The sequence below is a fragment of the Endozoicomonas sp. ALC013 genome (assembly GCF_049310205.1).
Classification (GTDB): domain Bacteria; phylum Pseudomonadota; class Gammaproteobacteria; order Pseudomonadales; family Endozoicomonadaceae; genus Endozoicomonas.
This window is the reverse complement of record NZ_JBLYNS010000022.1, coordinates 12,711-27,397: the sequence shown is the minus strand read 5'-3', so window position 1 is coordinate 27,397 and position 14,687 is coordinate 12,711. Positions and strand designations below refer to the sequence as shown.

Annotated in this window: 15 protein-coding genes; 1 reads left to right on the top strand and 14 read right to left on the bottom strand. The window is 52.8% G+C overall.

What is annotated here, in order from left to right:
* Positions 1-145: 145 nt before the first annotated feature.
* From ACO6V1_RS06665 to ACO6V1_RS06630, 8 genes are all read right to left on the bottom strand, one after another.
* Positions 146-1,402 (bottom strand): ankyrin repeat domain-containing protein, encoded by a 1,257-nt coding sequence (locus tag ACO6V1_RS06665; RefSeq protein ID WP_422466258.1) that lies wholly within the window; start codon positions 1,400-1,402, stop codon positions 146-148.
* A gap of 213 nt (positions 1,403-1,615) precedes the next feature.
* Positions 1,616-2,842: an NADH:ubiquinone reductase (Na(+)-transporting) subunit F gene (nqrF, locus tag ACO6V1_RS06660; RefSeq protein WP_422448768.1), complete on the bottom strand. Its 1,227-nt coding sequence runs from the start codon at positions 2,840-2,842 to the stop codon at positions 1,616-1,618.
* A gap of 16 nt (positions 2,843-2,858) precedes the next feature.
* Entirely contained in the window at positions 2,859-3,455 is a 597-nt protein-coding gene (nqrE, locus tag ACO6V1_RS06655) for an NADH:ubiquinone reductase (Na(+)-transporting) subunit E (protein ID WP_422448770.1), read from the bottom strand.
* 3 nt (positions 3,456-3,458) lie between these two features.
* On the bottom strand, positions 3,459-4,124 hold the full coding sequence (locus ACO6V1_RS06650) for an NADH:ubiquinone reductase (Na(+)-transporting) subunit D (RefSeq protein WP_422448772.1): 666 nt from the start codon (positions 4,122-4,124) through the stop codon (positions 3,459-3,461).
* The gene (locus ACO6V1_RS06645; RefSeq protein WP_422459861.1) at positions 4,124-4,915 is read right to left on the bottom strand and encodes a Na(+)-translocating NADH-quinone reductase subunit C; all 792 of its coding nucleotides are present in this window, start codon (positions 4,913-4,915) and stop codon (positions 4,124-4,126) included. Before ACO6V1_RS06645 ends, ACO6V1_RS06650 begins: the two co-directional genes overlap by 1 nt.
* Entirely contained in the window at positions 4,915-6,087 is a 1,173-nt protein-coding gene (locus ACO6V1_RS06640; RefSeq protein WP_101749066.1) for an NADH:ubiquinone reductase (Na(+)-transporting) subunit B, read from the bottom strand. Before ACO6V1_RS06640 ends, ACO6V1_RS06645 begins: the two co-directional genes overlap by 1 nt.
* 33 nt (positions 6,088-6,120) lie before the next feature.
* Positions 6,121-7,458 (bottom strand): Na(+)-translocating NADH-quinone reductase subunit A, encoded by a 1,338-nt coding sequence (locus ACO6V1_RS06635; protein WP_422448776.1) that lies wholly within the window; start codon positions 7,456-7,458, stop codon positions 6,121-6,123.
* A gap of 891 nt (positions 7,459-8,349) precedes the next feature.
* The gene (locus tag ACO6V1_RS06630; protein WP_422448778.1) at positions 8,350-9,132 is read right to left on the bottom strand and encodes a TatD family hydrolase; all 783 of its coding nucleotides are present in this window, start codon (positions 9,130-9,132) and stop codon (positions 8,350-8,352) included.
* 87 nt (positions 9,133-9,219) lie between these two features.
* Between ACO6V1_RS06630 and ACO6V1_RS06625 the strand changes: the two genes are divergently transcribed.
* Complete coding sequence (locus tag ACO6V1_RS06625) at positions 9,220-9,348, top strand: hypothetical protein (protein ID WP_422448780.1); 129 nt, start codon at positions 9,220-9,222, stop codon at positions 9,346-9,348.
* 41 nt (positions 9,349-9,389) lie between these two features.
* Here ACO6V1_RS06625 and ACO6V1_RS06620 read toward each other — a convergent pair whose 3' ends face one another.
* The 6 genes from ACO6V1_RS06620 to fabF all read right to left on the bottom strand — a co-directional run bounded on the left by ACO6V1_RS06620 (position 9,390) and on the right by fabF (position 14,630).
* The gene (locus ACO6V1_RS06620) at positions 9,390-9,731 is read right to left on the bottom strand and encodes a PilZ domain-containing protein (RefSeq protein WP_422448782.1); all 342 of its coding nucleotides are present in this window, start codon (positions 9,729-9,731) and stop codon (positions 9,390-9,392) included.
* A gap of 55 nt (positions 9,732-9,786) precedes the next feature.
* Positions 9,787-10,770: a DNA polymerase III subunit delta' gene (locus ACO6V1_RS06615; RefSeq protein ID WP_422448784.1), complete on the bottom strand. Its 984-nt coding sequence runs from the start codon at positions 10,768-10,770 to the stop codon at positions 9,787-9,789.
* Positions 10,771-10,838: 68 nt separating this feature from the next.
* A complete protein-coding gene (gene tmk, locus ACO6V1_RS06610; protein WP_422466256.1) occupies positions 10,839-11,480 on the bottom strand; it encodes a dTMP kinase in 642 nt (213 codons plus the stop codon).
* A gap of 22 nt (positions 11,481-11,502) precedes the next feature.
* On the bottom strand, positions 11,503-12,558 hold the full coding sequence (gene mltG / locus ACO6V1_RS06605) for an endolytic transglycosylase MltG (RefSeq protein WP_422448788.1): 1,056 nt from the start codon (positions 12,556-12,558) through the stop codon (positions 11,503-11,505).
* Positions 12,551-13,375 carry an aminodeoxychorismate lyase gene (gene pabC / locus ACO6V1_RS06600; protein WP_422448790.1) on the bottom strand — a complete coding sequence of 275 codons (825 nt, stop codon included), beginning with the start codon at positions 13,373-13,375 and terminating at the stop codon, positions 12,551-12,553. The genes mltG and pabC overlap by 8 nt, the downstream gene beginning before the upstream one ends.
* A gap of 13 nt (positions 13,376-13,388) precedes the next feature.
* Entirely contained in the window at positions 13,389-14,630 is a 1,242-nt protein-coding gene (gene fabF / locus ACO6V1_RS06595; RefSeq protein WP_422449563.1) for a beta-ketoacyl-ACP synthase II, read from the bottom strand.
* Positions 14,631-14,687: the final 57 nt, after the last annotated feature.

Genomic DNA, 14,687 nt, shown 5'->3' with positions numbered 1-14,687 from the left:
CTGCATAACTCCATTTCATTTCTTCAGTTGCAGTTTATCAGTTATCAAAGCATCACATAAAATGAAAAAGTGCTATGCCTTCCTGTATCATTGGGGTCATAAAAAATCACTTTGAGCCCCCTCCTGCTTTTTAAATCTCAAGCCCTCACAAAATACGGCATCGCCACAGATCCTCCGACTTTTTTGCCCCTTTGGCAAGCAGGAGTTCTGCACATCGGTTGTGGCCTTCACTAATGGCACGGTCCAAGGGTGTAAGACCCATCAGATCTGTGACATTGAAATTCACTTCCGGGCTAGTGAGCAGTACTTCCACGCTACCAGCCTTGCCCATTGCGACTGCAGAGCTCAGGGGGGTGTCCTCAAAATCATTTTTGGCATTGACAAGCACTTTACTGTTTTTGAGTAACTCTTGCACACTATCGGTTTTACCCCCTTCGGCTGCGAGGTGCAAAGGCGTCTCGCCGTAAAGGTTGGTGGCATTGACATTCACTTTCGTGTGAGTGAGCAGTGCTTTTACGATATCGGTTTTGTTCTCCTCGGCTGCACAGTGCAAAGGCGTATAGTGTAACTCAGCGGTGGCATTGACATTCACCTGATCGGTATTGAGCAGCACCATCAGGCTTTTGGCGATTCCATTTCTGGCGGCGCAGTGCAGGGGGGTTTGGCCGAGTCTATCAGTGGCATTTACCGTTGCCCCGAAGTCGATGAGTAGTTGCAGGCAGTTGCTGCTGTTGCTCAATGCAGCCATGTGCATGGGCGTACGACGGTCATCACCGGCGGCATCGACATCCGCCTGGCAGTTGATCAGTCGTTGCGTGCAGCCAACATGGTCCCTCATACAGGCCAGGTGCAGGGGGGTGTAGCCGCGCTTATTAGCGGCATTGACATTGGCACCGAAGTCGATCAGTAGTTGCAGGTAATCAGCTTTGCCCCATAAGGCGGTTATATGCAGGGGCGTCTGGCCATTGTTATTAGTAGCGTTGACATTGACACCCGCCTCGCACAATCGTTTAAAGCCTGCATAATTTTCTGCCTCCAAAGCGATAAAAAGCAAGTGGCCATATTCATGTATGTTGACAACACGATCACTGTTTATTGTCAGACTCTGTTCGAGGGCTTGCATATCTCCGGTGCGAAGGGCGCTTTCCAGTGCCGGGATACCAGACGATGGCCCGGATTGATGGGCAAGCGACGACCGGGGTTGCTGATGAGATTCGACACAGCCCCGTTGATTCAGTGTGGAGGGCTCCTGATCCGCGGTATGGTCAAGATGAAGCTGCCATCCATCCTGACCAGACATTTCGACCCGCGACCAGGAGGCAAACTGCCCTGCGGTGGAAACATCTTCGTTCTGACGGATATCAAACGAAGGGTTGTTGATGTTAGCCCTGACACTCTCCATTTTCACACCTCTGTTCGCGATTCGCGGTTTGGTATGGGGTCCTCTTGGACAACAAACAAAAGAGAAAATTCCATCATGACGAGTGCCTTTACAGAGACACCATCAACATGGGTTCTACCGCAGAAGCATGTGTGAGGGGTATTGCTATAAATATTGCCTATAAAAAAAGCCGGACTCAAAGAGCACCGGCCTTTACTTCATTAAAGCCAGAGTTTAGCCACCAAAATCATCCAGAAGGATGTTCTCAGGCTCTACACCCTGATCTTCCAGCATCTTGATAACGGCTGCGTTCATCATGGGTGGTCCACACATGTAGAACTCGCAGTCTTCCGGAGCCGGATGATCCTTCAGGTAGTTATCAAACAGAACCTGATGGATAAAGCCGGTGTAGCCGGTCCAGTTATCTTCTGGCAGCGGATCGGACAGTGCCAGGTGCCAGCTGAAGTTCTCATTCTCTTCAGCCAGTTTGTCGAACTCATCCACGTAGAAGGCTTCACGCAGGGAGCGGGCACCGTACCAGAAAGAGATCTTACGGGTGGAAGACAGACGCTTCAGCTGGTCAAAGATGTGCGAACGCATGGGTGCCATACCCGCACCACCACCAACAAAGACCATTTCGTTGTCGGTCTCTTTGGCGAAGAACTCACCAAAAGGTCCGTACACGGTCATCTTGTCGCCGGGCTTCAGGTTGAAGACGAACGAAGACATCTTGCCAGGCGCAAAATCAGTACCCGGAGGTGGTGAAGCAATACGGATATTGAACTTCAGCAGGCCTTTCTCTTCCGGATAGTTGGCCATGGAGTAGGCACGGATAGTCTCTTCATCCACCTTGGAAACGTACTGCCACTGGTTAAACTTATCCCAGTCACCACGGTACTCTTCGCCGATATCGAAGTTTTTGTACTCGACGGTATGGGGAGGACATTCCAGCTGGACGTAACCACCGGCACGGAATTTAACGTCTTCCCCTTCTGGCAGTTTCAGTACCAGTTCCTTGATGAAGGTCGCTACGTTGTCATTGGAAACAACTTCACATTCCCACTTCTTGACGCCGAAGAGTTCTTCTTCAACTTCAATTTCCATGTCCTGCTTAACCGCCACCTGGCAGGAAAGACGCCAGCCTTCCTTCTCTTCACGCTTGGTGAAGTGGGAGCGCTCGGTTGGCAGCATTTCACCACCACCGGACAGCACCTTACACTTACACTGCGCGCAGGTACCACCGCCACCACAGGCGGAGGGCAGGAATACCCCGGCACCGGACAGGGTGTTGAGCAGCTTGCCACCGGCAGCCGTGGTTACGGCTTTGCCGGGATCTTCATTAATCCCGATGGTCACGTCACCCATACTCACCAGTTTCGAACGGGCGGCGAGGATAACCAACACCAGCGCCAGTACGATAATGGTAAACATGGCAACGCCATAGATAATATTTAAATCCATATCGTCCCAATCCCCCTTACAGCTGTACGCCAGAGAAAGAAAGGAAGCCCAGGGACATCAAACCTACGGTAATGAAGGTAATGCCCAGACCTCTCAGTCCTGCAGGTACATCACTGTACTTGAGCTTTTCACGGATGCCCGCCAGGGCAACAATGGCCAGAGCCCAGCCCACACCAGCACCGAAACCATAAACCGCAGATTCACCGAGGTTATAGTCACGCTGAACCATGAACAGTGACGCACCCATGATAGCGCAGTTTACGGTAATCAGTGGCAGAAATACGCCCAGCGCGTTGTAAAGAGCGGGTACAAATTTATCCAGAAACATTTCCAGGATCTGTACCAGGGCAGCGATAACACCGATGTAGGTGATCAGGCCCAGGAAGCTCAGGTCAACACCGGCAACCAGCGCCCCGTCTTTCAGGATGTTCTGGTAAATGACATTGTTAATGGGCACGGTGATGGTCAGTACGGCAACCACCGCAACCCCCAGGCCCAGGGCAGTTTTCACCTGCTTGGATACGGCCAGGAAGGTACACATCCCCAGAAAGAAAGCCAGCGCCATGTTTTCCACGAACACTGCTTTCACAAATAGCGAAATAAAATGTTCCATGACTTAGTGCGCCTCACTGAATTTGGTATTAGGTGCAATCTTGAATTCCACCTCTTCAACCTGGTCTGTCTTCCAGCTGCGAATCGCCCAGATCAGCAGACCGATCAGGAAGAAGGCACTGGGTGCCAGCAGCATCAGGCCATTGGGAACATACCAGCCACCGTTGTTTACGGTTGCGAAGATCTCCATACCAAACAGGTTCCCAGCACCAAACAGCTCACGGAAGAAAGCAACAATCATCAGCACACAGCCATAGCCCAGACCGTTACCGAAACCGTCCAGGGCTGACAGCATTGGACCGTTCTTCATGGCGAAGGCTTCCGCCCGACCCATGACGATACAGTTGGTAATGATCAGGCCAACGAATACCGACAACTGCTTGGAGATGTCGTAAGCGTAAGCTTTCAGGATCTGGTCAACCACAATGACCAGCGAGGCGATAACCGTCATCTGACAGATAATACGGATGCTGTTGGGAATGTGGTTACGGATCAGGGAAACCGCCAGGTTGGAACAGGTGGTTACCCCGATAACCGCCAGTGCCATAACCAGGCTGACCTGCATGCTGGTGGTGACCGCCAGCGCCGAACAGATACCCAGAATCTGCAGGGTAATAGGGTTATTCTTAACAACCGGTTCCAGCAGGATATCTTTGGTCTTCACAGACATTATGCATTCCCCGCTTTCAGATTATTCAGGAACAGTTTAAAGCCGGCATCGGACAACCAGAACTTGATCAGATTGCTGACGCCATTGGAAGTCAACGTGGCTCCAGCCAGGCCATCAATCTGGTTTACGGCTCCCGGGCTGGCTGTATCAACGCCACCTTTGACCACGTGCAATGCCACCTTGCCATCAACACCGTAGATTTCCTTGCCAACCCAGCGGGATTTCCAGACCGGGTTGCTGACTTCACCGCCCAGTCCGGGGGTTTCCGCCTGCTCAAAGAATCCGAAACCTTTCACGGTGTTCAGGTTGTTTTCCAGCGCCAGGAATCCGTACATGGTAGACCACAGGCCACGGCCGTGAACCGGCAGGATCAGGGTCTGCATCTGGCCATCCTGCTCCACCAGGTAGACCTTGGCAACGTCAGCCTGGCGGGAAATACCGGCGATGTCAGCACTGCCCAGGGCTCTGGAAGCCTTGGCATCTTTGGCGGCAGTACGCTGGTCGTACTGATCAACGGTCAGGCCATTGGCATCATCAACAAACTTACCGGTTTTCAGATCCACCAGTCGTGGTTGGATCTGCTGGTAAAGCTCAGCAATTTCAGCGGGACTCAGCGCTCTGGCATCACTGCTCAGACCGGCGATATCCAGAATGTTACGCTGAACGTCCAGCTTGATGTTCCGGTCCTGAACCGGCTTCAGAAATACTGCCGCCATGGATACCAGCACCGAACAGATCAGTGACAGTACCACCGTGACCAGCAGCGTCTTTTTAATCGTATCGTTTCCCATCAGGCCCGAGCCTCCCGACGCTTGATATTGGCCTCTACCACAAAGTGGTCAATCAGCGGCGCAAACAGGTTGGCAAACAGAATGGCCAGCATCATCCCTTCCGGATACGCAGGGTTCACCACTCGAATCAGGACAACCATGACACCAATCAGTGCACCGTAGAACCAGCGGCCCTGGTTAGTCATGGACGCCGATACCGGATCCGTGGTCATGAAGATCAGACCGAAGGCAAATCCACCCAGGACCATGTGCCAGTACCAGGGCATATGGAACATGTAATTGGTATCAGAACCGATCATGTTGAACAGGGTAGACAGGGCAATCATACCGATCATGGTACCCGCGACAATTCTCCAGGAAGCAATACCAGAGAACAGCAGAACCGCACCACCGATAAAGATGGCCAGTGTCGATGTCTCGCCTACAGAACCCTGCATCACGCCAACAAACGCCTGGATCCAACTGATGGACTGTTGCAGTGCTTCCATACCGCCCTGCTGGGTAACGCTCAACATGGTGGCACCGGAGAAGCCGTCAGCCGCAGTCCATACCAGGTCACCGGAAATCTGCGCCGGATATGCGAAGAACAGGAACGCACGGCCAGTCAGCGCCGGGTTCAGGAAGTTCTTGCCCGTACCGCCGAATACTTCCTTACCGATAACGACACCGAAGGAGATACCCAGGGCTACCTGCCAGAGCGGGATGGAGGGTGGCACAATCAGGGCAAACAGCACGGAGGTAACGAAGAAACCTTCATTCACTTCATGCTTACGGATAATGGCAAACAGCACTTCCCAGAAACCACCGACAAAGAAAGTCACGGCGTAGATGGGCAGAAAGTGAACAGCACCATAGATCAGGTTATCCAGGATACTGGCAGGATCATTACCGGCCAGCATGGCAATCAGCATACCGTGCCAGTCAGCCGGGACAGTGCCCAGACCATTGGCAATGGCCGTGTTTGCCTGATAACCCACGTTCCACATACCGAAGAACATGGCCGGGAAGGTACATAACCAGACCAGCCCCATCATGCGCTTCAGATCAACCGCATCACGCACGTGGCTGGTGTTATGGGTTTTGTCCAGCGGTGTATAGAACAGCGTGTCAGCGGCTTCATACAGCGCATAGAATTTTTCGTATTTACCGCCCTTGACGAAATGGGGTTCCATCGAGTCAAGGAGATTTCTTAATGGCTTCACTGATTACCCCTCCAGCTCAATACGGGTCAGGTTGTCACGCAGCAGGGGGCCGTACTCATACTTACCCGCACAAACGAATGTGCAGAGAGCCAGGTCTTCCTCTTCCAGCTCAAGGGCACCCAGTTTCTGAGCAGTCTCGGTGTCACCGACAATAATGGCACGAAGCAGCTGAGTCGCCAGGATATCCAGAGGCATCATCTTTTCGTAGTTGCCTACGGGTACCATCGCACGCTCACCACCGTTTGTCGTTGTGGTGAAGTTGAACAGGCGGCTCTTGCTCAGGCCGGAGGTCATAACCCGCAGAATGGAGAAGCGATCCACCGTTGGGTTGACCCAGCCCAGGAACAGACGCTCGTCACTATCTTCCAGAACGGAAACCTGATTATGGTAACGTCCCAGGTAAGCAAATGGACCTTTGGCAGTGCGACCGCCAAATACCGATCCAGAAATAATACGGTTGGTGGCAGGCTTCAGTTCACCGGCAGTGATTTCATCGGTAGAGGCACCCAGGCGGGTACGAACCAGGCGTGGCTTGTCAACCTGAGGCCCTGCCAGAGAGACAACACGATCCGTGAACAGCTTACCGGTGGTAAACAGTTTACCGACGGCAATAACATCCTGATAACCCACCTGCCAAACCGTTTTGGTGGCAGAAACCGGGTCCAGAAAGTGGATGTGTGTACCTGGCAGACCTGCGGGATGGGGACCTGCAAACTCTTCACTGTTGGCAATGCCCGCAGGAATGTTGGCACCCGGTGCCTTGCACAGGAAGATCTTGCCGCCACTGAGTTTACCCAGGATATTGATACCCTGTTCAAACGCCTCGGCCTGTTCCCTGATCACCACTTCCGGATTGGCAGCCAGCGGGTGAGTATCAATCGCCGTGATAAAGATCGACGCCGGGCGGGTTCCCAATACGGGTACCTTGCTGAACGGACGGGTGCGCAGGGCAGTCCATAGACCGGATTCATTCAGCAACGCTTCCACCTGTTCAGCGGTCAGACCCGCCAGCTCTTCAGGTTTGAAGGCTGTAAAGGTCTCTTCTTCTTCCTGGCCATCGACATCGATCACCACGGATTGCAACACCCGTTTTTCACCACGGTTAATTGCTGAAACTGTACCGCCAGCCAATGCAGTGTACCGGATACCCGGTGTCTTTTTATCGGTAAAGAGCAGTTGCCCTTTCTTAACTCGATCTCCCACAGCAACCGCCATCGTAGGTTTCATACCTACATAATCAAAGCCAATCACGGCAACAGAGCGCGCCGCCCTGCCTTCCGAGATACTTTGTTCAGGCGATCCTGAGATCGGGAGATCCAGCCCCTGTTTGATTTTGATCATACCTTTCGCCTAATCAATCAAGTTGAGGTCAGGAGTAACCCGTCTCTCCGGTGATCCGGAACTGTCGTAACGAATTATGGAAGCCATGGTCATTGAGTCTTCCCTGACGAAAAACACAAAAACAAAACTCCCGCTAACCAGAACACTGGCCGGGGCACTGCACATTATGGTCAATAAGCAACTTGAGAAAGGGGGGAGCAAACACGCCGGGCAAGGCAAAACCCTGAGGCCTAAAGCTTCAGGGTCAGGCAGCAGAAGCTGATAGCAAACCCCCTTTTTCAAGGTTACTGCTGCGCAGTTTTATTCCCGGAAAGCAATCTGGCAATCCGATCAGACACAGAAAAAACTCCGCTGAAAATCAGCCGAATTCTGATGGGCATCCAGATAGACAAGCATCGTAATTGTAGAACTTGTGTTCTTTATAATTAGCTGAAGCATGATCGGAAATTCCGTATCTGAGCCTAAATCCGCAACATCACCGATGAAAATGGTGGCGCAATTATAAATAGACTGGAGGTGATATGCCATACTGACAGGGAGGATATTTTTACCAATACCTATAAGAAATAACCAACAAATACCCTAATCGCCAGAGTTTTTCTCGCTCTTCCCTGGCAGAGAAAACAGCGAGAATTCTCGGCCAACTTACCCTTCAATCATGCAAAACCTGATACATAATTTTTCCTTTATAGCACTAGTACATGGTTTCAATGAGTTTGAGGTGTATAATCTCCGTTCACCCTGAGCGGAGTCGAAGGGTGCTTGGCACGATCTATCAGAGTCCGGAGTTTCCGCCCTTCGACAGGCTCAGGACGAACGAAGTGCGGAGGCATGACATCCCGTCAAACTCATTGAAACCATGTACTAGGTTACACGACCATTGCTTACCAATCAGACTGCCCGGCGGAACAGCCGATAGAAATTGTCAGACGTTTTTTCTCCAAGCTCCTCGGGTGTCACTCCTTTCAGCTCAGCAATAAATCGTGCCACATCGGCAACGAACCTTGGCTCATTCGACTTGCCCCGATGGGGGACCGGTGCCAGATAGGGAGAGTCTGTTTCAATCAGCAAACGATCCATGGGTAAATAGTCAACCACCGCCCGCAACGCAGACGCATTCCGAAAGGTCACAATACCCGATATGGAAATGTAGTAATTCAGGTCCAATGCCGCTTTTGCCATCTCCAGAGACTCGGTAAAGCAGTGCAGCACCCCGGCAGACTCCCTGGAACCGTATTCACGGAGAAAGTCCAGAGTATCTTCCCGGGCATCGCGGGTATGCACCACCACCGGCAACACCAGTTCTGCGGCCAGTTCAAGATGGTTAATAAAGGACTGCCGCTGAACCGCCTGAGCCCCCTCGGTGGTGGCGTAGTAGTAATCAAGCCCTGTTTCACCGATAGCAACCACTTTTTTATGGTTGGCCAGTGAGCGCACAACGTCGATATCAGGCACAACCTCCTTGCAGTCCAGTGGATGAACGCCAACCGAGGCATAGACATCCTCATACCGCTCCGCCAGTGATACTACTTCCGGACCATTGGCCAGATCGATGCCAATACAGAGCATACGATCCACACCCGCCGCCCTGGCTGCCTCTACTGCAAGGTCAAGATTCCCCTCATAAGCACTCAAATCCAGACGGTCGAGATGACAATGGGAGTCAATAAACATTCTTCTCTCCTGAAAGTTCAACCCTGACAAATTTGCACCGCAGGTTTCATAAAACCAATTTCAGCCACAGGGTCAGGAGGTTTTTTGATGAGTCTGCTACCAGGCCTGCTGGCCCGGATGTCTGAAATAAAGAGACCGGATATTTCCGGAAACTGGAAGTGTAGGCAACCCACACGGTCAGTTAAGGATGACCGGGTCGCCATTGGAGCAGCGTGACCTTTTCACTGACTGGTTCGGGCACACTGTCAAAAGACCGCTCACATTGTGTTGGTATGGCGGTTCGACGACAAGGCACCGGCGATATGCTTCTCAATTTTACTGCGGACACTGTCAGTCGGATCATTAAATTGAATACCGATCCCTGCCTGTCGGCCACCCTGGGCCCCCATCGGCGTCACCCAAACCACCTTCCCCGGCACAGGAATCTTCTCCGGCTCATCCATCAGCGTCAGACGAATAAACACGTCATCCCCGAGGTTGTAATGTTTGTGAGTTGGCACAAACAGCCCGCCGCCACTGATAAACGGCATATACGCTTCATAGAGTGATGCCGTGTCCCGTATGGTCAGAGACATCAGTCCCTGCATCCCTTTCCCCATGACAGCCCTCTCCTTTTTTCCTGAATTCAAATTCTGAACGGGTTCAGAACCCGATTTATATCACCAGCTCAAGATAATCGCTGAACACACCTTCCATCAACATCTGACTGTTCAGGTTAGCGCCCTCAAGCAATTGCTGTCGCTGTTGCATGATCTTATCGCGCAATACCAGCAGATCACCCGCTTCCACTTTTTTAGCCATATAGTCCAGCATTCTCATCAAATCACGATTCCGAACACAGCTTTCATCGGCCGCCAGTTTCAGTTTTACAGCATCATCCAGCCAGCTGCCCATCCAGTCCAGCAGTTCAACCAGGTTACCCGTATGCCACTCTTTCGCCATTTCTACAGGGGTCAGATTCCCACGAAACAGTTCGGGCATAGCATTGAACAAACGACCTCGAACTGCCAGCGTATCATGATCAAACATTGCCCTGGCGGTCATGGGCGAACCTGATGAAAGGCTCAACAACTGATCCACCACCAGAGGATCGGCAATATGATCCGACAACCAGGCTTTTGCCTGCACAGTATCCGGCACAGTAAAAGACACCATCTGACAACGGCTGCGGATGGTCGGCAACATATCTCCGGAGCGGGCACTGACCAGAATAAAGAGAGTATCACCGCCGGGCTCTTCCAGACTTTTCAGCAATGCATTGGCGGCATTAACATTCATCGCTTCCGCCGGGTTAATAACGATGACCCTGCGCCCCCCCTGCTGGGCGGTTTTACGGGCAAACTCATTGACCTGACGAATCTGGTCAATCTTGATTGGCTTGCCTGTCGCCTCAGGCTGAACCGCCAGCAGGTCAGGATGAGTTCCCGCCTTTACCAGCTCACAGCTCTTGCAATGACCACAGGCGTAATCACCACTGTTTTGATGACAAAGCACACGAGTGGCCATAGCCCTGGCAAAATAACCCTTGCCCACCCCGGGGCCCCCCTTCAACAGCAGGGCATGGGAAAGCAGGCCTGCCTGCATTCGCTGAACCAGTGGTTGCCACTGAACCCCGTGCCAGGGTAACGGCTTTGACAAGAAGTTACTCACCATATCAGTTGATTCAGAACTCAATATTAATCCAACCTTTATCCTTGGCCGTGGAGCTATTGACTCCCAAGCCGACGCTGCAAAACCTTGATGATGTGTGCTTCAACCTCTGGAATCGACTGACTGCCATCAATAACAACGTACTGATCGGGTAAACGCTCAGCCCTTTCCAGATAGACAGTGCGAACGCGGTGAAAGAACTCGATCGCTTCCTGCTCAATCCGATCCAGCGCCCCACCCTGCTCCATAGCCCGACCTTTCGCCCTTGCCAGGCCAAGTTCCGGCTCAATATCCAGAAGCAACGTCATATCCGGCCTGCGATCTCCCTGCACCAGCTGCTCCAGTACCGCGATACGCTGCTCATCGATACCACGACCACCACCCTGATAGGCATAAGTTGCATCGGTAAACCGGTCACAAACCACCACCTTGCCCTCAGCCAGTGCAGGTTCGACACGCTGACTGAGGTTCTGGCTGCGCGCGGCAAAGACCATCAACAGTTCGGTAGTATCCGTCACCGTCTCTTCGTGTTCGGCCAGCACCAGGCTTCTCAGCTGTTCAGCCAATGGCGTGCCACCTGGCTCCCGGGTTTCAACAACATCATGGCCATTAGCCTTTAACCATTGCAGAACAACCTCTTTGGCGGTGGTTTTACCGGCACCTTCACAGCCTTCAATCGTCAGAAAAAAACCCATCAATCTCTCAATTTCATTAGTATTGCTATTGCACCGTAGAACGATAATCTTTCCGCCGTTCCGTAATCTGATACTTCCTGACGGCGCGATTGTGCTCAGCCAGTGTTTTGGAAAAGTGGTGAGTACCATCGCCACGGGCAACAAAATAAAGCGTTTCCCCATTGGACGGATTCAGTGCCGCCTGAATGGCCTCACGGCCAACCGTCGCAATCGGGGTTGGCGGCAGACCATGAATCACATAGGTGTTATAGGCGGTTCGTTCCCGCAGCATACGACGATTCAATTCACCCTGGTAACGATCACCCATACCGTAGATAACGGTCGGATCGGTCTGCAGTCGCATCCTTTTTTCCAGACGTCGGATAAAGACACCGGCAATATCAGGCCGCTCGGATGGCACACCGGTCTCTTTCTCAATAATCGACGCCATAATCAAGGCTTCGTAGGGGGATCTATACGGCAGGTTTTTGGCCTTTTGATCCCACTCATCCGCAAGGACGGATTGCAGCCTTTGATAGGCTCTTTGCAGAATTGACGCCACCGGCGTCCCCGCTTCAAAGCTGTAGGTGTCCGCATAGAACAACCCTTCCAGGTTATCGGTCTGCGGTACATCCCCGGGCAACGCCCCCATCACCGCTGGCAGTTTGTTCAGCTCTACCGGAGCGGCCAGTTTCGGGTGGCTATTCAAGTCTGCGAGCAACTCTTTTAGTGTCCAGCCTTCCACCAGGGTCGCGCTGAAGTAACGAACATCACCAGTAACAAACTTGTGCAACAGCTGCCGATAGGTGGTACCGGTAGCAATCAGGTATTCCCCGGCATGAAGGTCCGCAGCAACCCCCTTGACCCGGGCAAAGACCTTAAACATATCAGGATATTGAATCAGCCGGTCTGCCGCCAGTCGCTGCACCACACGTCCCAGCGAGTCGCCCGTAACAATGACAAACCCGGCTTCACTGGTTACCGGCACCTGCTGATCACCATACCAGCGCAGACCATACCAGCCAGCTGCAAGACCTGCCAGGACCAGAAACAGAGCCAACAGCAAACCACCGAACAGTGTCAGCAGCAACTTCCTAAGCATTGAATTCTTCCAGTACACAATCTCGAATTTGGACAGTCAGTGGGCCAATCTCCCACTCCCTTCCCTCGCATTCAATCACAGGCCAGACACCGTTGACACTGTTGCAGAGAAAGACTTCCGCAACATCCAGCCCCCGGGGTACGGACTGCTCTTTAACCGTCATCCCACGATGACGGGCAAACTCAATGATAAAATCGCGACAAACCCCCGCCACACCTTGGAATGACAGATCCGGAGTCACCAGGTCACCTTCATGGGTCACAACAAACAGATTACTCATGGTGCCTTCAACCAGGTTGCCCGCAAAGTCACACAGCAGACCTTCGTCGTAAGCATCGCCCTGCCATTCACTTCTGGCCAGGACCTGCTCCAGACGATTCAGATGCTTCAGACCTGCCAGGTCACTTCGCCCAAGACGCATCTGACAAAGCTTTACCCGTGCCCCATGCACTGCGGGATCACGGGACCTTGACGGCAGCGGGTGGAGTGACAGAATCCGACGCGAAGAGAGACAACCCTCAGGATTATAGCCGCGTCCACCGCTGCCCCGGGTGATCATAACCTTCAGCACACCGTCATCGGCCCGGTTATCCAACAGAAAGGCATCCACCTCCTCAAGCAATCGCTCAATATCCACGGCAATACCCAGCTGCTGGCAAGAGCGTTGCAGACGACGCCAATGGTAGTCAGCCAGCGTTGGCTTACCACCGGCAACCCGAACCGTTTCAAATAAGCCATCCCCGTAAGCCAGCCCACGGTCTGAAACCGGCAGGACACTTTCAGGTACTCCATTCACCCAGACTGGATACTCACTCACCCGGAACCCCCTCTTAGCTGTCTAATCTGGAAAATGCCAGGGTTACATTGGTACCGCCAAAGCCAAAAGAGTTGGAGAGCACATGATCCATCGGCATTTTCCTGGCATGGTGCGGCACATAATCAAGATCACAGCCTTCGCCGGGCTGATCCAGATTGATGGTCGGGGGAATCACACCTTCAACCAGGGATTTGATACTGAATACCGCTTCCACCGCCCCGGCAGCCCCCAGCAAATGGCCGGTCATGGATTTGGTGGAACTGACCGCCAAGCGCGCGGCGTGGGTACCAAACACCTTATGAATCGCCAGTGTTTCAGCCACATCCCCTGCCGGTGTGGACGTGCCGTGGGCATTAATATACGACACATTTTCAGGTGCCAGACCGGCATCTTCAAGGGCTGACATCATGGCACGCGCAGCACCACGACCATCTTCTGGCGGCGACGTCATGTGCCAGGCATCACCACTCATGCCAACACCACTGAGCTCAGCGTAAATCCTGGCACCACGTTTAACCGCATGTTCGTACTCTTCCAGCACCAGAATACCGGCACCATCCCCCAGGACAAAACCATCACGATCCGCATCCCACGGGCGGCTGGCTTTTTCAGGCTCATGGTTACGGGTAGAGAGCGCACGGGCTGCGGCAAAACCGGTCATGCCCAGCGCAGACGAACCTTTTTCGGCACCGCCGGCCACCATCAGATCGGCATCACCATAAGCGATGGTTCTCGCGGCAAGGGCAATGGCATGGCTGCCGGTAGCACAGGCTGTAGAGGTGGCAAAGTTGGGTCCCTGAAGATTGTATTTCATGGAAACCCAGCCCGCCGCCATATTGACGATGGCAGCAGGAATAAAAAATGGGGATATTCGACGCGGGCCGCTGTTCAGCAGTGTGGAGTGGTTCTGTTCAATAGACGTCAAACCACCAATACCCGAGCCGATCGCCACACCATATCGGTGCGCACAGTGATCATCAATCACCAGACCGGCGTCAGCCATGGCCTCGGCAGCAGCAGCCACACCGTATTGAATAAAGACATCCATTTTACGGGCATCTTTCTTATCGATAACACCGTCAGGATCAAAACCTTTGACCGCGCCACAGATAGATACACTGAAACCTTTCGTATCAAGATGGGAGATCGCTTCAATACCACTGCGCCCAGCTAACAGGGCAGACCAGCTGTCATGGACATTATTGCCCACCGGGGTTATTGCCCCCATGCCTGTTACAACAACCCTTCTACGCATTCGCTGCGACAATCGTTCTGTATTTTTTTCTTCCGACAAGACTGACTCTCCTGCTGA